This is a genomic window from Streptomyces sp. NPDC033216 (genome assembly GCF_055577115.1).
Genome location: NZ_JBVIQK010000024.1, coordinates 24,583 through 44,538, shown reverse-complemented (window position 1 = coordinate 44,538; position 19,956 = coordinate 24,583). Strand labels below are relative to the sequence as shown.

21 protein-coding genes and 4 pseudogenes are annotated in these 19,956 nt (G+C 69.8%); 14 read left to right on the top strand and 11 right to left on the bottom strand.

The features are described from left to right. Positions 1-8: 8 nt before the first annotated feature. The 4 genes from ACZ5Y0_RS30825 to ACZ5Y0_RS30810 form a co-directional block, all read right to left on the bottom strand. Positions 9-962, bottom strand: a complete 954-nt coding sequence (locus ACZ5Y0_RS30825; RefSeq protein WP_469131954.1) for an ABC transporter permease — start codon at positions 960-962, stop codon at positions 9-11. Between the two features lie 47 nt (positions 963-1,009). Beyond that, on the bottom strand, positions 1,010-1,957 hold the full coding sequence (locus ACZ5Y0_RS30820; RefSeq protein ID WP_469131953.1) for an ABC transporter ATP-binding protein: 948 nt from the start codon (positions 1,955-1,957) through the stop codon (positions 1,010-1,012). 79 nt (positions 1,958-2,036) lie between these two features. Beyond that, positions 2,037-2,315 carry a hypothetical protein gene (locus tag ACZ5Y0_RS30815; RefSeq protein WP_469131952.1) on the bottom strand — a complete coding sequence of 93 codons (279 nt, stop codon included), beginning with the start codon at positions 2,313-2,315 and terminating at the stop codon, positions 2,037-2,039. Positions 2,316-2,436: 121 nt separating this feature from the next. Continuing rightward, complete coding sequence (locus ACZ5Y0_RS30810; protein WP_469131951.1) at positions 2,437-2,787, bottom strand: TetR/AcrR family transcriptional regulator; 351 nt, start codon at positions 2,785-2,787, stop codon at positions 2,437-2,439. Positions 2,788-3,060: 273 nt separating this feature from the next. On the opposite strand from ACZ5Y0_RS30810, the gene ACZ5Y0_RS30805 reads away from it, so the two are divergent. The 7 genes and pseudogenes from ACZ5Y0_RS30805 to ACZ5Y0_RS30775 all read left to right on the top strand — a co-directional run bounded on the left by ACZ5Y0_RS30805 (position 3,061) and on the right by ACZ5Y0_RS30775 (position 7,149). Next, the gene (locus ACZ5Y0_RS30805) at positions 3,061-3,393 is read left to right on the top strand and encodes a hypothetical protein (protein WP_469131950.1); all 333 of its coding nucleotides are present in this window, start codon (positions 3,061-3,063) and stop codon (positions 3,391-3,393) included. A gap of 288 nt (positions 3,394-3,681) precedes the next feature. After that, positions 3,682-4,389 carry an NAD(P)H:quinone oxidoreductase gene (wrbA, locus tag ACZ5Y0_RS30800; RefSeq protein WP_469131949.1) on the top strand — a complete coding sequence of 236 codons (708 nt, stop codon included), beginning with the start codon at positions 3,682-3,684 and terminating at the stop codon, positions 4,387-4,389. 444 nt (positions 4,390-4,833) lie between these two features. After that, on the top strand, positions 4,834-5,073 hold the full coding sequence (locus ACZ5Y0_RS30795) for a hypothetical protein (protein WP_469131948.1): 240 nt from the start codon (positions 4,834-4,836) through the stop codon (positions 5,071-5,073). A gap of 146 nt (positions 5,074-5,219) precedes the next feature. Further along, positions 5,220-5,461: pseudogene (locus ACZ5Y0_RS30790) on the top strand (LLM class flavin-dependent oxidoreductase); the annotation flags it as partial. Positions 5,462-5,481: 20 nt separating this feature from the next. Continuing rightward, positions 5,482-5,742, top strand: coding sequence for a TetR/AcrR family transcriptional regulator (locus ACZ5Y0_RS30785; protein WP_469131947.1), 261 nt, complete (start codon positions 5,482-5,484; stop codon positions 5,740-5,742). Positions 5,743-6,152: 410 nt separating this feature from the next. After that, positions 6,153-6,443, top strand: coding sequence for a hypothetical protein (locus ACZ5Y0_RS30780; RefSeq protein WP_469131946.1), 291 nt, complete (start codon positions 6,153-6,155; stop codon positions 6,441-6,443). A 193-nt stretch (positions 6,444-6,636) separates the two neighbouring features. Further along, positions 6,637-7,149 (top strand): cupin domain-containing protein, encoded by a 513-nt coding sequence (locus ACZ5Y0_RS30775; protein WP_469131945.1) that lies wholly within the window; start codon positions 6,637-6,639, stop codon positions 7,147-7,149. 287 nt (positions 7,150-7,436) lie between these two features. Here the strand turns inward: ACZ5Y0_RS30775 and ACZ5Y0_RS30770 are convergent, their stop codons facing one another. The 5 genes and pseudogenes from ACZ5Y0_RS30770 to ACZ5Y0_RS30750 form a co-directional block, all read right to left on the bottom strand. Further along, positions 7,437-8,129 carry a DedA family protein gene (locus tag ACZ5Y0_RS30770; RefSeq protein WP_469131944.1) on the bottom strand — a complete coding sequence of 231 codons (693 nt, stop codon included), beginning with the start codon at positions 8,127-8,129 and terminating at the stop codon, positions 7,437-7,439. Between the two features lie 5 nt (positions 8,130-8,134). Continuing rightward, a complete protein-coding gene (locus ACZ5Y0_RS30765; protein ID WP_469131943.1) occupies positions 8,135-8,893 on the bottom strand; it encodes a hypothetical protein in 759 nt (252 codons plus the stop codon). 205 nt (positions 8,894-9,098) lie between these two features. Next, on the bottom strand, positions 9,099-9,347 hold the full coding sequence (locus tag ACZ5Y0_RS30760; RefSeq protein ID WP_469131942.1) for a hypothetical protein: 249 nt from the start codon (positions 9,345-9,347) through the stop codon (positions 9,099-9,101). A gap of 46 nt (positions 9,348-9,393) precedes the next feature. After that, positions 9,394-9,642: pseudogene (locus ACZ5Y0_RS30755) on the bottom strand (YbhB/YbcL family Raf kinase inhibitor-like protein); the annotation flags it as partial. A gap of 111 nt (positions 9,643-9,753) precedes the next feature. Then, a complete protein-coding gene (locus ACZ5Y0_RS30750) occupies positions 9,754-10,449 on the bottom strand; it encodes a type 1 glutamine amidotransferase domain-containing protein (protein WP_469131941.1) in 696 nt (231 codons plus the stop codon). A gap of 178 nt (positions 10,450-10,627) precedes the next feature. Between ACZ5Y0_RS30750 and ACZ5Y0_RS30745 the strand changes: the two are divergent. Then, a pseudogene (locus ACZ5Y0_RS30745) lies at positions 10,628-10,965 on the top strand (hypothetical protein); the annotation flags it as partial. A gap of 166 nt (positions 10,966-11,131) precedes the next feature. Here ACZ5Y0_RS30745 and ACZ5Y0_RS30740 read toward each other — a convergent pair. After that, on the bottom strand, positions 11,132-12,307 hold the full coding sequence (locus tag ACZ5Y0_RS30740) for a YbfB/YjiJ family MFS transporter (RefSeq protein WP_469132006.1): 1,176 nt from the start codon (positions 12,305-12,307) through the stop codon (positions 11,132-11,134). A 282-nt stretch (positions 12,308-12,589) separates the two neighbouring features. On the opposite strand from ACZ5Y0_RS30740, the gene ACZ5Y0_RS30735 reads away from it, so the two are divergent. Further along, positions 12,590-13,210 (top strand): TetR/AcrR family transcriptional regulator, encoded by a 621-nt coding sequence (locus tag ACZ5Y0_RS30735; RefSeq protein WP_469131940.1) that lies wholly within the window; start codon positions 12,590-12,592, stop codon positions 13,208-13,210. A gap of 57 nt (positions 13,211-13,267) precedes the next feature. Here the strand turns inward: ACZ5Y0_RS30735 and ACZ5Y0_RS30730 are convergent, their stop codons facing one another. Further along, a complete protein-coding gene (locus ACZ5Y0_RS30730) occupies positions 13,268-13,522 on the bottom strand; it encodes a hypothetical protein (protein WP_469131939.1) in 255 nt (84 codons plus the stop codon). A gap of 204 nt (positions 13,523-13,726) precedes the next feature. On the opposite strand from ACZ5Y0_RS30730, the gene ACZ5Y0_RS30725 reads away from it, so the two are divergent. The 5 genes and pseudogenes from ACZ5Y0_RS30725 to ACZ5Y0_RS30705 all read left to right on the top strand — a co-directional run bounded on the left by ACZ5Y0_RS30725 (position 13,727) and on the right by ACZ5Y0_RS30705 (position 19,712). Then, the gene (locus tag ACZ5Y0_RS30725) at positions 13,727-14,089 is read left to right on the top strand and encodes a YciI family protein (RefSeq protein WP_469131938.1); all 363 of its coding nucleotides are present in this window, start codon (positions 13,727-13,729) and stop codon (positions 14,087-14,089) included. Then, a pseudogene (locus tag ACZ5Y0_RS30720) lies at positions 14,086-14,367 on the top strand (sigma factor); the annotation flags it as partial. The gene ACZ5Y0_RS30725 and the pseudogene ACZ5Y0_RS30720, both read left to right, overlap by 4 nt. Positions 14,368-14,459: 92 nt before the next feature. After that, a complete protein-coding gene (locus tag ACZ5Y0_RS30715) occupies positions 14,460-14,582 on the top strand; it encodes a hypothetical protein (RefSeq protein WP_469131937.1) in 123 nt (40 codons plus the stop codon). 805 nt (positions 14,583-15,387) lie between these two features. Further along, positions 15,388-16,446 carry a MupA/Atu3671 family FMN-dependent luciferase-like monooxygenase gene (locus tag ACZ5Y0_RS30710; protein WP_469131936.1) on the top strand — a complete coding sequence of 353 codons (1,059 nt, stop codon included), beginning with the start codon at positions 15,388-15,390 and terminating at the stop codon, positions 16,444-16,446. Further along, the gene (locus tag ACZ5Y0_RS30705) at positions 16,443-19,712 is read left to right on the top strand and encodes a non-ribosomal peptide synthetase (RefSeq protein WP_469131935.1); all 3,270 of its coding nucleotides are present in this window, start codon (positions 16,443-16,445) and stop codon (positions 19,710-19,712) included. The genes ACZ5Y0_RS30710 and ACZ5Y0_RS30705 overlap by 4 nt, the downstream gene beginning before the upstream one ends. Positions 19,713-19,956: the final 244 nt, after the last annotated feature.

The window sequence follows — 19,956 nt, the reverse complement described above, 5'->3', positions numbered from 1 at the left end:
CCGGGTGATCAGGCGGGGTGCCTTCGCATCCGCCACACCGAGAGCGCCACGAGTGCCGTGCCGATCGCCAGACACAGGGTCGTCGCCGTCCACTGGAGGCTCCAGAAGTGGGAGACCGGATGGTACTCGGCCCAGCGGCCGGTGAGCCCGTGCGACTTCAGGCACTGCGCGTAACTGTCCTGAGGCAGGCAGTCGGTGACTTCGGGGGCGCGTCGTCCATCCGCGGTCAACGGACCATCCGCCAGCAGCCAGGCGTTGCCCGGTACCCGAGGTTCCGCGGCGTTGTGGGCGACGGAGGTACTGACCGGCCACAGGTGCGGACGGAGCCATTCGAGCAGGGCGAACAACCCGGCTCCCGCAACGAGTGCGGTGCCCATGGCCGCGACCGTGCGCCGGAGGAACAGGCCGAGCGTGGCGCCCAGGAGGAAGAACATCACGCTGAGCCCGACCACGATCGGTCCCACACCGTAGAACGGGTACCAGTCGTGCCAGGGGAAGAGCGGGCCCATGATGTCGGCGACCGGGTGCCACCACCAGGTCATGGCGGCGGAGAGGAGGCCGCTGACGACCACGGTCACGGCGAGCGGCACGCCCAGCTTGGCCGCGAACCAGCGCAGCCGAGTCACGGACTGGGTGGCCACGGTGCGGTAGGTGCCGGATTCCAGCTCCTGGGCGAACTGTGGCGCACCGAGGAACACGCCGAACAGGAACGGCAGTACGGGCACGAGCTGCAGAGGGCGCCGCAGCGGGTACTGGTACTCCTTGCCGAAGCTGAGGAGGTCGCGCGTGCACTGGATGGACTCGACGGTACCGCGGCAGGCGTCGAGGTGCTGTGCAGTGATGGCCTCGGTCACATGCTGATGCTGCACAGCGGCGTAGACGGCCACAGCCGCGGCGACCGCCAGCCCGATGACGAAAGCGGCCCGGTTCTGCCGCCACATGAGCCATGTCAGCCCTCGCACACGCGGGCCGTATCGGACGCTCGCCCGGGCACGGGTAGTCGCGGTGCTCACGCCGACACCTGGCTTCCGTCGACACGAGCGCCGGCTGTGAGGACGGGAGACGCGTCGGGGGCGCCGAGATAGCCGAGCACCAGCTCTTCGAGAGTGGGCGCACGATGGCCGTCGCCGGCAAGCGATGTGTCGTGGAGGCGCACCAGGGAGGTGCTCTCACCACCGGTGTCGGTGGTCGCCACGACGTCGTACGCATCCGACCTCACCCCCGGAGGCCAATGGCGTGCGCCCGCCTTCGAGGTGACGCGGCGGTGCTGGTCCAGGAGGAAGTCCACCTCGCCGGCCAGGCGGACCCGGCCGTTGTTGATGAGAACGAGGTAGTCGCAGGCGCTCGCCAGCTCGGACACCAGGTGGGAGGACATGATCACGGTCGCTCCGTTCGTCCGCGCCTCGGCGCGCAGGAGGTCGGTCATCTGCCGGCGCACCAGCGGATCGAGATCTGCCATCGGTTCGTCCAGGAGCAGCAGCCGGGGCCGTTTGCCCAGGGCGAGGGCGAAAGCGACCCGGGTGGACTGGCCTCCGGAAAGTGTTCCGACACGAGCGCCCATCGGGATGCGGCCGGCTTCGATGACCGATTCGGCTGTCTCCTGGTGCCAGGTGGGGTTGAGTTCCTGCCCCATGCGCAGGATGTCCCGCACGCTGAAACGCGGGTAGAGCGCCTTGCGCTGGCTGAGGAAGGCCGTGCTCCGGCGGGCCTCGGCGCTTCCCGGATCATGCCCGGACAGCGTGATGGTGCCGGTCGTCGGTTCGAGGAGGTCCGCGGCCAGGGAGAGCAGGGTGGTCTTGCCGGCGCCGTTGGGTCCGACGAGGGCGCACGTGCTGCCTGCGGGCAGCCGGAAGGAAGTGTCGCGCAGGGCCCACCCGCGGCGGTAACGCTTGCCCAGCCCATGAGTTTCCAAGGCCGGGGCGGAAGTGACTCGGAGGTCCGTGATGCGGTCTGTCATGGCGTGAGGAAACCTGTGTGATCTTTCTGCGGAGTGCGGGACGAGGGGCGCGGCCGTACGACGGTGCCGTACGGCTCACTCAGGCTCCCGGTGATCCCTTCTGCGCATGCGCCTCGCCCGCGGTGCCGCGGCGACGGACCAGCGTCAGGACCAGCACCGAAGCGCCTGCGGCGAACGGCACCAGCCACGCCAGTCCGGGCACAGGCGCACCGGCGTTCCACACCGTCAAGTGGGCCACGAGACGCTCGGCCATGGGCACGCCGCCCATGAGGAGGAGCAGTGTGGCGGTCACGGCCGCGGTGAGCCGCGCGGGCTGCTGGAAGGGGAGGGCAGTGGTCTCGTGCGTGGATCGGTTCATGACGCCGACGCTAGGTCCGGGCGGGCCGTGCGGGCATCGGCCGAAAGTCGGCCGATGCCCGGTGACCAAAGTATCGATCGGTGGGTGGGTGATGTGGGAGCGGCCGCCCTGGGACGTGACTTCAGCCGGACAGCGTGAGCATGGCGGTCCTGTGCAGGACTTGCTCGGCGCGTTCCCACGTCCGGCCGCTCTCCATCACGAGCGTGTGCCAGCCGAGAGGCCCGAACCAGTACCAGAGGAGATCGGCCGTTTCCTCAACCGGGCAGGAAGGCGAGGGGTCGAGCGAGTGCAGGTGACCGGCGACAGCCCGCAGCACGTCCCGGTACGCCGCCGTGGCACGGTCCCAGAGGGCCTCGCCGTCCTCGTGGACCGGGAGTGCCTTGCGGATGGCTTCGTGTACGGCGTGCTGACTCTCGTTGCCCGCTCGCGTCCCCCGGGCCAGCGCCGTGATGACCGCCTCAGGCGTGCGCATACCGAGCATCTCCTCGGTGGCCTGCCGGTAATCCGACTCTGCCACACAGAAGCGGCCGCCGCGGCCGCCACGGTGTAGCGACCCCGTCACCCGCGACCCGTCCGGGAAGGCGCTCAAACACCGGCTCGCCGCCGCCACGGACGCCGACGGGGCCGTGGTGCTCGCAGGGTCGCCGACCACGACGGCCAACGCCGCGACGGCCTCACGCTCAGTGACGCCTGGAGGGGTGGCGATCAGGCCTACCTCGGTCCCACGGTGGCCGGTCTTCCGAACTTGTTCTTCATGGTCGGCCCTAACACGGGACTCGGGCACAACTCGCAGATCGGCATGATCGAAGCGCAGGCACGTCAGGTCGTCGCCCTGACGCGCCTCATGCGCCGGCACTGCGCGCGGACGGTCGAGGTGCGTCGCGAGGTGCAGCGGTTCTTCAGCGACTGGATCGACGGCCGCATGGCCGACACCGTATGGCAGACCGGCGGCTGCCGCAGCTGGTATTTGGACCCGCGATCGGGCCGCAACACCGTTCTGTGGCCCGGCATCGTGGTCGCCTTCCGACGCCGGACCCGCCGCATCCGGGCGGAGGATTGCCTGCCGCGTCGGCCCTGATCCCGGCGACACGGCCACGGCGGAGCATCGGCACTCCCGGCGTGCGCGGGCGGAGGCCTGGTCCGGGCCGAACCGCTTGGCAATCGGCTACTTCCCTGGTGCTCGGTGCGGCGCCCGATGGCTCGACCCCGCCTGCATCCACGGCCGGATCATCCCGCCTCTCCGACCGCGGGCATCCGCGCTTGACATTTTCTAGACCGGTCGTCTACTTTGACATAGGCGACCGGTCGTATTAATCGATCACTCCGATCGCCTTCCCCGACCACAAGCCAACGGAGATCGCCGATCATGACCACCCCCGTGAAGCTCGCCATCGTCTACTACTCCTCCACCGGAACGATCGCGACGATCGCCAAGGAGTTGCACGACGCGAGCGTGAAGGCAGGCGCCGAGGTGCGTCTCGTCAGGGCGGGCGAGCTGGCCCCTCAGGCCGCCATCGACTCCAACCCCGCCTGGGCCGCCAACCAGACCGCCACCGCGACCATCCCCGAGGCCAGTCCTGCGGACATCGAGTGGGCAGACGCAGTCATATTCGGCACGCCCACCCGTTTCGGCAACGTCTCCTCGCAGCTGAAGCAGTTCATCGACACGCTGGGGGGCCTGTGGGCCGAGGGCAAGCTCGCCGACAAGGTCTACAGCGGTTTCGTCTCCACCGCCACCGCTCACGCCGGCCATGAGTCGACTCTGCTCGCCCTGTACAACTCCGTCCACCACTTCGGCGGCATCGTCGTCAGCCCAGGCTTCACCGACCCGGCCAAGTTCGTCGACGGCAACCCCTATGGCACCTCCCACGCGGACGGCCAGGGCACCAATCCCGTGGACGACACCACCCGCACCGCCGCCCGCATCCAGGCCGAACGCGTCATCGCGATGGCCGCGAAGCTCAAGGCGGCGGCCGAGGCCGAGTCCCGCGCCGACGCCGGGCCCGACACCGAGGCCGAGGCGCACACCGAGGCGGAAAGCCCGCGGCGCTGGTGGCAGCGCCGCCGCAAGTAGCGCGGGCTCACCGCTCGGACGGGTCGCGGCGAACACGCCCCGGGAAGACGCGTGTCGCCGCGCGGCCGATCCGACACGCGTGGGGTCTGACGGCCGATCCGCGTGTGGGGGTCTGTCACGGCGGACCGGCCACCCGCACCCGACCCCCTCGCCACCGACGCCCGAGCCTGTTCACCGAAGCGCTGGGGCGGCCAGGCGCGTCCGCCTCACCCACCGCTGCGATGCGTTCGAGCGGCGTGTGGCGCTTGACCGTCAGTGACGGCCCGTCGATCTCCTCGGCGGGCCGTTGCTCGTCTCCTCGCGATCTCGCTGCACCTCGACAGCGCGCCACACCTACCGGGCAATCGAGTGTTACATTTGCTTCGCACAGCAACTACTGTTGGCGAGTCCCGCGCGCGGCGCGCCCCCGTGCCACACCCAGACCCCACTCGAAAGGGAAAACACGTGTCCTCCACCCTGACCGACATCCAGCCCGACCAGTTCGGAAGCACGAGTGCCCTCGAGACCGCGGGCACCGGGCGGCACCGTGGCCATCGGGCCGCCGGGGACATATGGGCCACCGGAAGCGAGACGGTCGGTCACGGCCGCCACCGCAGGACGACGAGCGTCATGTCGGCGCGGCCGGCCGCCACACCCGGCATCTCCTCCGTCGGTGAGCCGGCCGGGCAGTTCGTGCGGAACTGAGAACGCGGGCCTCGAGAAGGCCACGCCGGCCGAGCGGAAGGTCGTCGTGCGGACACAAGCCCGGCATAGGGCGGAGCGCACGGTCATGCCGCCACCGGGCGCCGTCGCCCCGCCCTGCCCCGTATCGGACCGCCGCCCTCCCCGCCATCGGGTCGGAGGGACACGACACAAGGACGGACACGAGGCAGATCGGGATCTCCGGCGTGGGGGACGTGGCCCGCGACCCGGTGTCGGGACGTACCCCACGGAACACGAGCGGACCAAGGCCGTCGTGGACTACGCGAAGCTGGCCGAGGACGTGGGCCTGGACGTCTTCGCCATGGGCGAGCACCACAACCCGCCCTTCGTACCGTCCTCGCCCACCACACTGCTCGGCCACATCGCGGCCTGAACCCAGCGGATCCTGCTGTGCAGGCGGCCAACGAGCTGTTCCACGGCGAGGGCGTGCAGACCGTCGGCATCGACCGGGTGATCGAGCACGCAGGGGTGGCCAAGGCGTCTCTCTGCAACACCTTCGGCAGCAAGGCCTGGTCTGCGCCTATCTGGGGTCGCGGCACGGGCGGAGCCGTGATCGGATCACCCGGACCCTCACCCGATTCCGCTCACCGCGTGAGCGACTTCTCGGTGTCTTCGACGCCCATGGCGAGGCCTTCACCGACCCGCATATAACGGCTGCGCCTTCGTGCGGGCCACCGCAGAGGCACCGGCGGACAGCACGGTGCGTCGCGCCGCCGAGAACTACCGCACCTGGGTTCGCGGCCTGTTCACCGAACTGGCCGCCGCTTCCGGCTTTGCCGAGCCGGAGGAACTGGCCCGCCAGTGCACCTGCTGTACGACGGCGCGGAGCAAGCGGCACGGATGGACCGCGACCCGTCCGCCGCCACCAGCGCCCGACACACAGCGGCGGCCCTCCTCGATGCGGCACCTCTGCGGGAGAGCCGTCGCCAGTTTCCCTCGCGGCGGCGTACCGCTCCCGCTCTCCCAGGGGCGGGCACAAACCCGAAACGAGAGCACGAGTTTCTTCTCATGACTGATACCCCCCGTTCGGAGTGGTACAGCGGTCCGCCTCGTACTGGCGCGTGACCTTCGACTCCCCTCCCCTCAGCCTGGTGACCTTCGAGCCGTTCGCGGCCTCGGCGACCTCCGTGGACCGAATGGACGCCGCCGACGACCTGAAGGTCGTCGTCTTCGAGAGCGCGGATCCGGACTTCTTCCCCGCGCATTTCCATCTCGTGCCGCCGAAGCAGCCCTACACGGGGCCCTCATGGCCCTCATGGCTGGACGTCGCTTCGCGCATGGCCCGATCCCGTGTGATCACCATCGCTTCGGTCCGGGACCGGGCTCGAGGGGTGGGCAACGCTGAGAGGTGACGGCGCGGCCGTCGCCGGACGCCGCCACGGTTCTCTCCGGAGTCATCACTCCGTGCGCATCGCGGAACAATTGCCCGCTCACACCATATACTTGCTACGACAAGTAATGCGAAAGGTCGGTCGTTCACCGGGCCACCCCTGGGGCCTGTCCGGTCCGGGAGCGGCCCGCATCACACGAAGCATCGGAGACCTCATGAGCTTTCTGCTGGGTGACGTGGCACCCGACGACCCCTCGTGGAACAAGCGCGGCGCGCTCTACGTGCCGTCCGGTCAGGGCCCGACCGTCTGGGCTGCGGACGACATCTACACGGTCAAGGCCACTGGTGCGCAGACCAACGGGAACATCGGCTTCATCGAGGCCACCGTCCCGGCAGGTGGCGGTCCCATCCCGCACGCGCACACGGAGGAGGACGAGACGTTCTATGTGCTTGACGGCGAGCTGGAGTTCACCGACGGCGACCATGAGTTCACGGCCGTCGCCGGCGACTTCATCCACGTTCCGAAGGGAATCCGCCACGGGTTCAAGAACAAGCGCATACACGCCGCCAGGCTGCTGTTCATCTACACGCCGCCGGGGCTGGAGCAGCTCATGCTGGACCACAGCACCCCCGCCCGCCCCGGCGAGACTCCCCCGCCCATCGACGACGACATGACCGCCCGTGCCGAGCAGGTGATCCGGAAGTCCAAGACGATCATGCTTCCCTGACCCGGTCGGCTCGACGGGAGCGGCGAGGGCACCGACCGGTGCCGGGCTCGCCGCCCCTGCCGTCGCGTCAGACAGTGCCGTCCGCTTCGCTCGGTGCGATCCGGTCACCCGGTTCCCCTGCCGCGGCAGTGGCCGACCTGCCCGATGGACAACGGACCGTGCTGCGAGCGGGCCCGTGGCAGACCTGCCGCCGTTCGACGGTGTCCGTCAACGCGAGTGCGTCAAGTCGGGCGGGAGCAGAGTCTCCATGGGCGCCACCGTCCACTCCCCGGGCTCGGATCGGATGGCTAACTCTGCCGTGAATACGTGGAGTTGACCGGGTCCTTCCGCGCTGCCCGATGCCGTGGCCCGCCGGACGCCACGACGGTGGATCCGGTGGGCCGTCGCCGACGGCGCGCCCGCATACGCGAGACGACGAGAATCGGCGCGATCGTGGCGGCGAGGGCCGCTCCGCCGATCAGTCCCGCTCTGTGCAGCAGTTCGATCGCGGCCGAGCCGGTGAAGTAGCCGACGAGTACCGTGCCGGTGCCCCAGACGAGGGAGGCGGCGGCACTATAGAGGAAGAAGCGCCGGTACGGCATGCCGGACGAACCGGCGGCGTAGGGCAGGAACGTCCGGGCGAAACCGATGAACTTGCCCGCGAAGAGCGCCGCACCACTGTGGTGGGCCAGGAAGGCCTTCCCCCGTCCATCACGGTGACGGTCCGGGACCTTGGGTGTCCAGCGGTTGCCCGGGCGTCGCCGGCACCGGCGGCCCAGGGCGAAGCCGAGGTTGTCGCCGGTGACGGCGCCTCCGACCACCACGGCCGCCAGCAGCGGGGCCTTCAGTCCGCCTTGGCCTGCGACGGCTGCCGCCAGCAGGACAGCCGCCTCCCCCGGCACCAGCAGGCCGACGAAGGCGCTGGTCTCAGCGGCTGTCAGGACGAACACGATGAGGTACGTCCACCATCCGGCCGTCTCGATGACCGTGTTCAGGTGCACGGCCCTCAGCCCGCCCGCCGCGTCAGCGCGAGTGCCGGAGCGTGGGCGCGTGCCGGGGCACGGCCGTGGAGCGGAACCACTCGCTCCTGCGGGTCCCAGGCGTCGGCAGGCCGGTGGCGCGTCCCCCGCTGCCCCGGCAGGCGGCTCGCGAGATACCAGGCCAGCAGAGGGACTCCGGCGGCGAACGAAGCGGCGAGCACAGGGTCGGCGGAGGTCAGGACGGAGATGACCACGGCACCCAGCCCCGCCGTCACGACGAGGATCCGTGCGCGGGGTGAGGGAACGGCTGCCGCCATCGCGAGCGCTGTCAGCAGGTACCAGCCGGTGAGCGCGCCCGGCAGCGCCACGTAGGCGCTGAAGAGGCTGCCCTCATGCGCGGGGAGGTCCGCGAGGGACACCCGGCCGACGTAGGCGAGCCCGGCCATGCTGGTCAGCAGCAGCGCGAGTGCGGCACGGGCGTAGAGCACCGACCGTTGGTTCGCCAGCCAGAGCAGGACCAGCGCCGTGAGTGGCCAGGGCATGAGCACGTGCAGGGAGGTCATCGCCTCGGCAGTGTCCGTCCAGGCGAGTTCGGGATACGACTCGCGACGGGAGGAAACCCCGAGGACGGCCGCGTGGAGCATCGCGGCCGCAGCCGCCCCTGTGACCAGTTGGCGCAGAAGCCGGGGCAGGCGCGCCTCTCGGGCTGTCCTGCGGCGGCCGGCGATCGGATGAACGGACGCCTGGGCTGCGGCACCCGGCGTCGTGATGGCGTGGGTATCCATGGCACCCCCCTCACTTGGTTGACACAGCAAGCATATCAGCTACTTGATGCGTCAAGCAATAAAAATCGCCGGATGGCGGCCCGGCCCCTCCCCCGAGGACGGCACCCGCTCCCGGACAGCCTCCTCCTGTGGGGCATGCGAGATGCCGGGCCGACCGGGCATGTGCGGTGAGCGACTCGTCCGAGGGCCCGGCCACCCCGATAGCTCAGGAGGGTTCCGGGAGTCCGAACACCGGTGAGAGCCGGGCTCGCCCCAGGGCGTGGGCGACGAGACGGAATCCCAGCCAGGCGGGGGTCGCGTGCAGGGAGACATCCAGCGTCGGAACGTCCAGTGCGTGCACGACGAACATGGAACGGTGAGGGGCCTCCCCCGGAGACGGGGCGGCGCCGAGATAGCTCCGCCGCCCGGCGTCGTTGAGCAGCGTCCTGGCACCGGGGGAAGCCTGCTCCCCCACTGTCCCCGGCCCCGGCGGGCAACTCGGTCACGGAGGCGGGCAGGTCGTAAAGGACCCAGTGCCAGAAGCCGCTGACCGTCAAGGCGTCCGGGTCGAAGCAGGTCACGGCGAAATTCGCCGTATCGGCCGGATGACCGTCCCAGACCAGGTGCGGGGAACGGTCCCGCCCAGGGCCGCCGAAGATGGCACTGGTCTGAGCGACGCCCAGGCTCTCGCCGTCGGCGATGTCTTCGCTGCGAAGCCGGAAGGGCGGAACCGCGGGCAGCGCGCTGTAGGGATCCTGACGTGGTCTCATGTCGTTCTCCGCACCCGGTCACCCGGCCGGGTGCGGAGAAGGCCAGAGGCCCTCCGCGTCGTCCGGCCACGCTGTTCGTCTCCGCCGGCCGAGGCGCGGAGAGGTCCCGCCTCAGGAGAGAATCTCGAGCAGCCGGTCGGCGAGGATCGCGGCCGAGTGCGGATTCTGCCCCGTGATCAGGTTGCGGTCCTCGACCATGTACGGCTCCCACATCTCGCCCCGGCTGAAGTCGACGCCGACCTTGTCCTTCAGTTCGTCCTCCAGCAACCACGTCGCCTTGGACGCCAGCCCAACGGCTTCTTCCTCGTCGTTCGTGAACCCCGTGACCCGATAGCCCTTGAATGGCGACTCCCCGTGGATCCTCGTGGACAACAGGGCCGCGGGAGCGTGACACACGATCGCGAGGGGCTTGCCCGACGCGAGTTGCGCGGTGAGGATGCGTCCGGCATCGGCGTCTTCCCACAAGTCCGACATCGGGCCGTGACCGCCAGGCAGATAGACCGCGTCGTAGTCCTCCAGACGGACGTCCGACAGCTTGAGCGGGCGACGCATGACTTCAGCGGAACGGATGATTGACTCCAGTTCGAGGGCCCCTTCTTCACCTCCGGCCATGGAGGGACGCAGACTCATCATGTCGACGTTGGGCGTCACGCCGTTCGGCGTGGCGACCACGACCTCGTGTCCCGCTTCGGTGACCTTCTTGTAGGGCAGCGCGAATTCCTCGGCCCAGTAACCCGTCGCGTACCGCGTACCGTCCTTGAGCACCCAGTACGTCGCACCGGACACCACGAAAAGTATCTTCGCCATATGAACGGACCTCTCTGTCCCTCATGAATACGGGCGATGGCTCAGAACATTCAAGACATAAGCACCGTAGGCCCTACTCCCATCAGGCGCACCTCGGGCGGGATCGACGCCGCTCCGCGACTCCCTGGCGACTGACGACGCCGACTCGGGCTCTGAAGCGGTGTCCCTGCACACTTCACGGGGACGAGCGCGCATGCTGATCGACACCGACCGTCGCACCGTCGCAGGCGTCACCTTCGCCGGACCGGGCGTGGTGGAACTCCTGCGGTCCGCGACGATCGCCGTCTCGGGCGAGGTGCCCTTGGACCGGCTGTGGCACGCCGTGCCCGCGTTTCCCACCATCAGGGAAGTCTGGCGCGGTTGCTGGAGACCCACCGGGACGAGGGGGGTCGGCCGTTGCAGCACAGGCATCCTGGCCCCTCACGCAAGGTCGTAGTCGACGGCGACGACGATGTGCACAGGCAGCCGGTTGCGGAGGAGGTGCGGCGTACCGCAGTCCGTGTGGGCGGCCGGTGAACCGCGGTCTCCCACAGGCCGCCCGGGTACCACCGCGCCCGGCCCGCGTGTCCGGACTGTCTCCTCACCGGCCGGGCCGGGCCTCGCTGACACCGTGCAGGCTTTCGAGGCACGTGCGGACGGCTCGCGTCTCCCGGATTCCTCATGCCTCAGCCGAGCACCCACCTCAGGAAGGGGAACCGCCTCCGGCCTGCGGCACCGCCCCCGGCGCCGTGTGGCGGTCACCGCCGGCCCGATCCGTCTCTTCCGGCATCGCGTGCGGGAATCCGGTGCGCAGCAGGAACGCGGCAAGCGCGGCGGCCAGCACCACGGCGGCCGACAGGAGCAGAGCCTGGTGGTAGCCGTGGCGCAGGAGAGGCGACGCGACCAGCGGGCCGAGGATCTGACCCACCGAGTATCCGGCGGTCAGCAGGGCCACGGCCCGTGGGAAGCGCAGATGGGCTCCGGTTCCCAGGGCCAGCGTGCTCACACCGATGAAGGTGGCGCCGAACAGCACCGCCGAGATCAACGCGGCCGCCACTCCCCCGGCCAGCGCGGGCAGGGCGATGCCCACCGCCTGCACACCGAGGGCGGCCAGCAGGAGGTCCGGCCTGGACCAGCGGCGTCCCAAACCGGCCCAGAACGCGGAGGACGGGATGGCCGCCAGCCCCACCAGCACCCACGCACCGCTGCCGACCGAGCCAGGCAGGGTCTGATTGATGGCCGCGACCAGAAACGTACCGGCGATGATGTAGCCGATGCCCTCAAGTGTGTAGGACGCGAACAGCGCGCTGAACCAACGGTGGTTCCGCGACCCGCTCGACCGAGGCTCCGTGCCCGACGCCGTCGGCGCCCGCCGGACCGCCGGCTCCGGGCGAAGGCCCCAGGCTGCCAGCGTCAGCAACACCGCCAGGACAGCGGAGGCCCACCAGGCACTCCGCCAGGTGCCCACCGTGCGCAGCACCAGGACGAGCAGGCCCGACAGTGCGATGCCGGCCCCGACGCCGCCGAAGGCCCAGCCGGGGAGGTGGGCCGGGTGTTCTCTCAGGTGGCTGAGGAGCGCACTGACCGCGATGACGAAGATCATCGCGCTGAAGGCGCCCGCTGCCAACCGCAGGAGGAGCCAGACTGCGGTGCTCTGTGTCAGTGCCATTCCGGCCAGGGATGCCACCAGCGCGAGGAGGGAGCTCCGCAGCACGGCGGAGGAGCCGACCAGCCGCGGCACGAAGGTGCCGGCCAGGGCACCGATCAGATAGCCGACGTAGTTGGCGGTCGCGAGATCGGCGCCTGCGCCGGCCGACAGTCCGGCCTGCGTGTGCATCAGCGGGAGGATGGGGGTGTAGACGAACCGGCCGACGCCCATGCCTGCGGCGAGCGCAGCGGCGGCCTGGAGAACGTGCCGCCACGGTGAGCCTTGAGAGCTTCCCGCAGCACGTGGGCCGTACGGCCGGGGTGCGACGGCGGGACCACGGGCCGGGCCGCCGGCCGCCGACTTGCTGTTTCGCCTCATTCCCATACAGACAGGCTGCGCCCGCCGCTGTGCGGGTTTCCAGGACCGTGTTCCTCTCTGCTGGGAGTCCAGACCTCACAGTCGCTGTCGCGAACGATCTCGGCAGAAATAGACGGTCGGTCGTATACTCGTGGTATGGGACGTACAAGCGAAGCCAAGAGCAAGATCCTCCTCGCGGCCCAGTCACTGCTGGGGCAGCGCGGCTATTCGGGCCTGGGTGTCGCCGAGATCTGCAAGGCGGCCGGGGTACCGAAGGGCAGTTTCTACTACTTCTTCGAGTCCAAGGAGGCTTTGGCGCTGGCCGTGATCGACATGCACTGGGCCGCCGAACGGCACGACTGGGAATCGATCCTGCACGCCGACGACGAGCCCCTGCGGCGGCTGCGGCACTTGCTGGTGGCCACGGAAGCGCGACAGCGGGAGGGCCAGGGAAGTTACGGGGCCGTACTGGGCTGCATGTTCGGAAACCTCTCGCTGGAGATGAGCAATCAAGCCGATGCCATACGGTTGCGCCTGCAAGAGATCTTCGAGGCCGAAGTGGAGATGGTCGACGCGGTCATCCAGGAGGCTCAGGAACGCGGCGAGGTGACGTTGAGCGACACCCGGGACACGGCCCGCTCCGTGGTCGCACAACTGGAGGGCCAGGTGCTCTTCGCCAAGCTCTACAACAACCCCTCCCAGCTCGACACCCTCTGGCCGAGCTGCCGCGCGCTCCTGGGCGTTCACGACGATCAGGCAACCGCCGCCCGGGCCTGACAGCCCAGTGGGCTTCGCAGGTGTCCCCTCACTCGGGCCGCTTCCTTCCCTCACCGGTCACCCTCCGGGCAGCCCACCGCCGACCAAGTACCTCTTCTCGCTGGTCACGGGGCGCGTGCGGCCCACCTCGGACGTCAGGGCCACCGTCTGCCGCATGCGCAGGACGTCGCCGACGAAGAGATCGTAGAGCAGCACGCTGCGCGGGAAGCTGGTCAGACTGGCCGACCGCGGCTGGCTGCGCAGACTGCCCGCCGGCCGGTCCGTCGCCCTGCTGTGACCAGGGCACAGGTCTGTCTGTGCCGCCAGGTACACGCGAATGTGCCAAGCGGCTGCGCTCTTCGCAGGGAGGCCAGGTAGGTTGATCGTTTGTGGCGCACGGGGCCTCAAAGCGGTCTTCGGCCCTGTGGAAGAAAAGGTTGAAGAAAGTTGTCGTGGGATGTCGAGGGCTCGTTTCCGGCTCCGACTGAGGGGTGACAGCGCGCCGAGGGGGTGCGCGGGAGTGAGGGGACACCCGAGATGAAGTACGTCGCGATGATCTACGGCAACCAGGCCAAGTGGGAGTCCTTCCCGGCCGAGGCATGGCCGGAGGCCATCGCCAAGCAGGAGGCGTTCAACAAGAAGTACCGGGAGACCGGAGAGCTTGTGGGCGCCTTCGGCCTTGCGGACGCGGCCGAGGCCCGGCTCGTACGGCGCAGGGACGGGATCCCCGCGGTCACTGACGGTCCGTACCTGGAGACCAAGGAGTACATCGCCAGCTTCTACCTGCTCGACTGCGAGAGCGAGGAGCGCGCGCAGCAGATCGCGGCGGACATGCCCTTCGCCGATGTGGAGCCGGTCGAGCTGTGGCCGGTCCTGCACGAGTCCGCGGCGGACATGTGAGCGAGCAGCACCGTGTCGAGGACCTGCTGCGCGAGCTGGCGCCGCAGGTCCTCGGCACGCTGGTCCGTCGGTACGGCGTCTTCGACACGTGTGAGGACGCCGTCCAAGAGGCGCTGCTCGCCGCTGCGCTGCAGTGGCCGTCCCAGGGAGTACCGGACAGCCCCCGGGCCTGGCTGGTCACCGTCGCCTCCCGCAAGCTGGTGGACCAGGTACGCAGTGAACAGGCACGCAGGCAGCGAGAGGACCGCATCGCCCTGGCCACCCCGCAGGCGGATTTGCGGTTCTCGGTTCTGGCACACAGTTGTCGGGACAGTCGAAAGCGACGAGGAGTTCGGCACGGGCCGGCACTGGCTCATCGATGCCGGCCCGAATGCGACTGACCGACCGGCTCGTCTACGCCTTCGAGGTGCCCAGCCTGCCAAGGGTCCTCGGCGACGGCACCTGGTGCACCGTGTCCGCCAGCGAGACCGCTCTTCATCTGTGGACCTTGTGACCGTGCTTCCAGCCATCGCACACCACCGGCGCTGAGCACGTTCGCCCGTACCCGGCTGAGCACATATCCGAGCTGCGACGGGGCGCGGGGTACTTCCCACTCCCCCGCGCCCTGGCCCGGGGCCGGGGCGCACCGGCTCGCCGGGATCGGCCGGGCGTTGCCGGTCCGGGTCAGGTGCGGGGCTGGGTGGGCGGGGCCGGTCGGGGAGGTGGGACAGGCCCCACCGGGCGGTGTAGACACCTCAGGCGCTCAACGTGTCAAGCAGCGGCGGCGAGCGCGGTGGGGAAAGCGGTCTGCTCGTCGAACAAGGTGCGGTGCTGGGGGCAGTGGTAGAGCTGGCCGAGCATGCGGTTGAAGTCGGCCCCGGCCCGGCGCGATCGTCGTCGCGAGCCACGACCGCCGGCTGTACAGGTGAGGCAGGGCCGCGAACTCCGGTTCGCGCAGAGGCACCCGCGGCGGGGGGGGGGAGAGAAGACGGCCCGTAGCCGGTCCTGCCCGGTGCCGCCCGTCACGTCCCCGGCCACTTGCTCACCATCTCCATGTATTTTACGCATCAAGTATTTGCTGTCGATAGTTCCGATTTCTTCAGCTTTCCAGTCGCCTTGCCCATAAAAGGCACCGGCAACATTCCGGCAGGAACACTCAGGACATCACGGCTGGTAACGGAGCGCTTTAATCTGCTGCTGGAGCCGTGACCCCGCGCCAGTGAGAACCGGGCAGAACCCAGGACAGTCATCGAACAGTGCGGCACGCAATCGCCTGGTGAGGCTCGGAGGGCGTTAAACGTGCCGATTGGGGAGAGACCGTGGAGTGCAGCGTCATGTTCTTCGGCGCGGACTCGGTGGCACAAGCGACCGATCACGCGACGAAGTACGAGGACATCGTGGCCATCACCCGCGCGGCCGATGCACTCGGCTTCACCGCCGTATGGACTCCGGAACGACACTTCCAGCAGGTCGGGCAGGTCTTCCCCAGCCCTCCGGTGCTGAGTGCCGCGCTCGCGATGGTCACGGAGCAGATCGCCCTGCGCGCCGGCAGCGTGGTGCTGCCGCTGCATCACCCGCTGCGGGTCGTCGAGGACTGGGCGATGGTCGACAACCTGTCCCGGGGACGGGCCGGCTTCTCGGTCGCGACGGGGTGGCACTCGGCCGACTTCGTCATCGCCCCCGATCACTACGCCACCCGCCGCGAGCGCGCGCTGGGGCACATCCCGCTGCTGCGCAGCCTGTGGAGCGGTGAGAGCGCCGACTTCACCGACGGCACCGGCCGAACGGTCGCCGTACGCCCTCAGCCTGTCCCGGTGCAGCCAGAACTGCCGTTGTGGCTGAGTGCCTCACGCTCCCTCTCCACTTGGGAGACCGCCGGCCGGCTGAGAACCGGGGTGCTGGGCGCCACGGTCGGGCAGAGCCGGGCCGAACTTGTGGACCGGATCGGCCGCTACCGGGCCGCCTACGGCACCGCGGCGGCTCGGCCCGTAGCCGAGCCGCACGGAAGCCGCGGCACCGTCACGCTCATGGCTCACACCTATGTGGGCACCGACGACGCCGAGACACGTCGCATGGTCGAGGCACCGCTCAAGGCCTATCTCTCCTCGCACATGAGGCAGGAGGTGAGCAACAGGGACGGGGCAGCCCCCACCCCTCTCGATGAGAGGCAGCTCGACCAGCTCACCGAGTTCGCCTACCACCGCTACCTCTCCTGGGGCAGCCTGCTCGGCTCACCGGACACCTGCGCGGCGATGCTCGCCGATCTGCGGGACATCGGCTGTGACGAGGTGGCCTGCTTCGTGGATTTCGGGCTCGGCCGGGACGAGGTCCTCGCCAGTCTGCACAGACTTGCCGCCATATGGAAGGATTTGGCATGACCGCATCCGCGTCCGCTTCGGCGCTCGACCGGTTCACGGCCCTGGGCGCCGAGCAGAGGATTCAGCTCATGCGCCGCCTGGTGGAGGCCGGGCGGGTGGATCAAGTGCCGGCGGTGGTTCCACGCCGCGACGGCGAGGGGCCGGTACGGCTCAGCCCGGCGCAGGAGGACCTGATGGTCTACGAGATGCTCCATCCGCGGACCGCAGCCCTCAATCTGTGCATCGCCTACCACTTCGACAAACCGATCGACCCGGAACAACTGTCGGCCGCCCTCACCATGGTGCAGGACAACAACGACATCCTGCGCGTCCGGCTCTCCGGAAACAGCACGGATCCGAGCAGCATGCGCATGGTCTTCCCGCCCGCGGGTCCATTCACTCTGGAGCGACTGGACCTGCGGGCCACCGGCCGCACGCAGGGCGACGTCTTCACCTCCTTCCGCAGCCGTGCCTTCGACATGGCCGGCGGAGAGCGTCTGATGCGAGGTTTGTTCGTCACGGTGGACGACGAGCGCGCCACCCTGCTGCTCTGCCTGCACCACATGATCACCGACTGGTGGTCGTTCGACATCCTGCACGACCAGTTCGTCGACGCCTACCGCGCCGTGACAGAAGGCGGCACCCCGCCGGTGCGCTCCGCCGTCCAGTACGCCGACTTCGCGTCCTGGCAGCGGGAACTGAAGGCCGCCGGAGTCCTCGACGCCCGGCTCGGCTTCTGGGAGGGCTACCTCGCCGACCCGCCCGCGCCACTGATCGTGCCCGGAGCCCGGGCCATGAGCGAGGAACCCGGCATCGCCCAACTGCCGTTCGACATCGACGCCGACACAGCGCAGGCAGTGCGCGACCTGGCCCGCAAACACGGCACGACCGTGTACGCGGTGGTCATCTCAGCGTTCGCGGCGTTCACCGCACGGCTCACCAGCGCGCCCGATCTGGTTCTCGGTACCCCTATCGCCAACCGGGCGGCCAAGGGGCTGCAACAGGTCCTCGGCTATGTGATGAACGTCGTGCCCACCCGCTGGCGGGTCGGCTCGGACGATTCCCTGTCTTCTCTGATCAGTCGCTTCGCCGGCGAGCTCCCGCAGGTACTGGCCCATTCCTCCGTACCCGTGGGGAACATCGTGACGCGCACCGCGCCCAAGCGCACCGCCGGGAAGTCACCGTTGTTCCGGTGGATGTTCATTTACACGCCGCAGCAGCAGAGCGCCAGGCGCCTGCGGGAAGTCACCATGCCCGAGCGCATACACACCGGCGGTGAACACGACCTGGTCGCCATCGTCCAGGACGCCGAGCACGGGTTCCGCGGCGCCTTCGAAATACGGACCGACGTGTACGACCCGGCCGCGGTCCGGCATTGGGCGGAAGGTTTCACCGCACTGCTGGCGCGCCTCGTCGCCGCCCCGGACACGCCCGTCGCTTCCCACGACCTGCTGGCCGAAGGCGAGCGGCAGCGGTTGCTGCGCGGAGTGGGCCCAGTCCCCGAGTGCGTGAGCCTGCCGGAACTGCTGGACCAGCAAGCCGAGCGCGTTCCGCACGCGCCGGCGATCGAGGCCGACGGCGAAACGCTGACCTACCGCCAGCTGGCGGAGCGGGTCGCGAACCTGGCGGGCCACCTGGCGGCACGGGGTGCGGGTCCCGGCCGCATCGTCGCGCTGGCGTTCGGCCGCGGTTTCGCAGCCGTGGCGGCGGCGCTCGCGGTACAGCGCACGGGCGCGGCCTATCTGCTTCTCGACCCGGACGGCCCGGTGCATCGCCTGCGTCACATGCTCGACGACGCGCGCCCCGAGTTCCTGGTCGTCGGACCCGGTTGCGTGGCGCCGTACGCACCCGACGGCCTGCCTCTGGTGGAACTGGACGAGGAGGCTTTCGCCGCGGCACCGGCGCCCCTGCACGCCCCGCTGCCCCAGGAGGCGGCCTACCTGCTCTACACCTCGGGCACCACCGGCCGCCCGAAGGGCGTCGTCGTGCCGCACGCCGGCATCGCGGGGCTCGGGCGGCACCTGGTCGAGCTGTACGGCCTCGCCTCGGACAGCCGGGTGCTACAGACCGCCTCCCCATCGTTCGACGTTTCCGTCAGCGATGTCGCCATGGCCTTCCAGGCCGGTGCGACCCTGGTCGTGGCGCCGCCGGGTCCGTGGGCCGGGGAACAGCTGGCCAGGCTCCTGCGCGAGCGGCGGATCACCGACCTCCTGCTGACCCCGGCCCTGTTCGACGGCGTGTCCGCCGACAACTGCCCCGATCTGCGGACGGTGGGCTTCATCGGCGAGGCCTTCGGGGCCGCCCTGGTCTCCCACTGGGTGTCCGCGGGGTGCACCGTGCTCAACGTGTACGGTCCCACCGAGGCCACTGTCGCCGCCACCGCCTCCGGCCCCCTCGGCGCCGAGGCCACCCCGCCTCCGATCGGCGGGCCGTTCCCCGGGACGCAGGCGTACGTCCTGGACCCGGCGTTGCGGGCGGCGCCCGTCGGTGTGCAGGGCGAGTTGTACATCGCGGGCAACGGGCTGGCCAACGGCTATCTCGGCAAGATGGCGCTGACCGCCGAACGCTTCGTCGCGGACCCGTACGGCGCGCCCGGGACACGTATGTACCGCACGGGTGACCTGGCCCGCATCCGTCCCGACGGCGAGCTGGAATTCATCGGCCGCGCGGACGACCAGCTGAAGCTGAACGGCCTGCGGACCGAGCCCGGCGAGATCGAGGCAGTGCTCGCCGAACACCCGGCTGTCCTGCGGGCGGTGGTACTGCTCCGTGAGGACACACCGGGTGACCACCAACTGGTGGCGTATGTCGTGCCGCGCCCCGGGCACCGGATGGATGCGAAGGAGCTGCGTTCCCACGCGGCCGCGCGTCTCCTCGCGGGCATGGTGCCTGTCTTCTACGTCGAGCTCGGCACGATGCCGCTGACGCGCAACGGCAAGATCGACCGGGCGGCGCTGCCCGTCCCGCGGGTCCGGACCGGTGTCGCCGGGAGCGGGCCCGTGACACCGCGGGAGGCGTTGCTGAGCGAGCTGTTCGCAGGGCTGCTGAAGCGCGAGAAGATCTCCGTCGGCGACGACTTCTTCGAATTGGGCGGTGACAGCACGATGGCGATCCGGCTGGTGGGCCGGGCCCGCGCGGCAGGCTTGCTGATCACACCCGTCCAGGTCTTCGAGGCACGCACACCCGCCGGTCTCGCGGTCGTCGCCCAGGCCGCGGATGCCGACGAGGAAGGCGCGTCGGACCCCGGACCCGAACGGGTGCCCCTCACCCCGATCGTGGGCAGGTAGGCGTAGCCGCGCGCCAGTCCGCGGCGGTCCGGCCCGGCCTTCGGACCGCCGCTGCGACGACCGTGTCACAGCGGCGGCCCCGGAGGGCCGGCCGGGCCCCGACCCGTCCGTGCCACCGCCGGGCGGTCTTCCGGGCCGCGGGCACTCTCCGGGACCGGGTGAACGACGTCCGCTGCCCTTCCCGGGAGTGGACAGCCTGAGCCGTACGACGAGCGGATGCCGCTGCCGAGGAGCCCGCAAGGGC

Coding starts and splice junctions, on each gene's coding strand:
- ACZ5Y0_RS30820 (WP_469131953.1), bottom strand. CDS start 1,957: ATGACAGACCGCATCACGGACCTCCGAGTCACTTCCGCCCCGGCCTTG.
- ACZ5Y0_RS30815 (WP_469131952.1), bottom strand. CDS start 2,315: ATGAACCGATCCACGCACGAGACCACTGCCCTCCCCTTCCAGCAGCCC.
- ACZ5Y0_RS30810 (WP_469131951.1), bottom strand. CDS start 2,787: ATGCGCACGCCTGAGGCGGTCATCACGGCGCTGGCCCGGGGGACGCGA.
- wrbA (WP_469131949.1), top strand. CDS start 3,682: ATGACCACCCCCGTGAAGCTCGCCATCGTCTACTACTCCTCCACCGGA.
- ACZ5Y0_RS30775 (WP_469131945.1), top strand. CDS start 6,637: ATGAGCTTTCTGCTGGGTGACGTGGCACCCGACGACCCCTCGTGGAAC.
- ACZ5Y0_RS30765 (WP_469131943.1), bottom strand. CDS start 8,893: ATGGATACCCACGCCATCACGACGCCGGGTGCCGCAGCCCAGGCGTCC.
- ACZ5Y0_RS30750 (WP_469131941.1), bottom strand. CDS start 10,449: ATGGCGAAGATACTTTTCGTGGTGTCCGGTGCGACGTACTGGGTGCTC.
- ACZ5Y0_RS30740 (WP_469132006.1), bottom strand. CDS start 12,307: ATGGGCGTCGGCCGGTTCGTCTACACCCCCATCCTCCCGCTGATGCAC.
- ACZ5Y0_RS30735 (WP_469131940.1), top strand. CDS start 12,590: ATGGGACGTACAAGCGAAGCCAAGAGCAAGATCCTCCTCGCGGCCCAG.
- ACZ5Y0_RS30725 (WP_469131938.1), top strand. CDS start 13,727: ATGAAGTACGTCGCGATGATCTACGGCAACCAGGCCAAGTGGGAGTCC.
- ACZ5Y0_RS30715 (WP_469131937.1), top strand. CDS start 14,460: ATGCGACTGACCGACCGGCTCGTCTACGCCTTCGAGGTGCCCAGCCTG.
- ACZ5Y0_RS30705 (WP_469131935.1), top strand. CDS start 16,443: ATGACCGCATCCGCGTCCGCTTCGGCGCTCGACCGGTTCACGGCCCTG.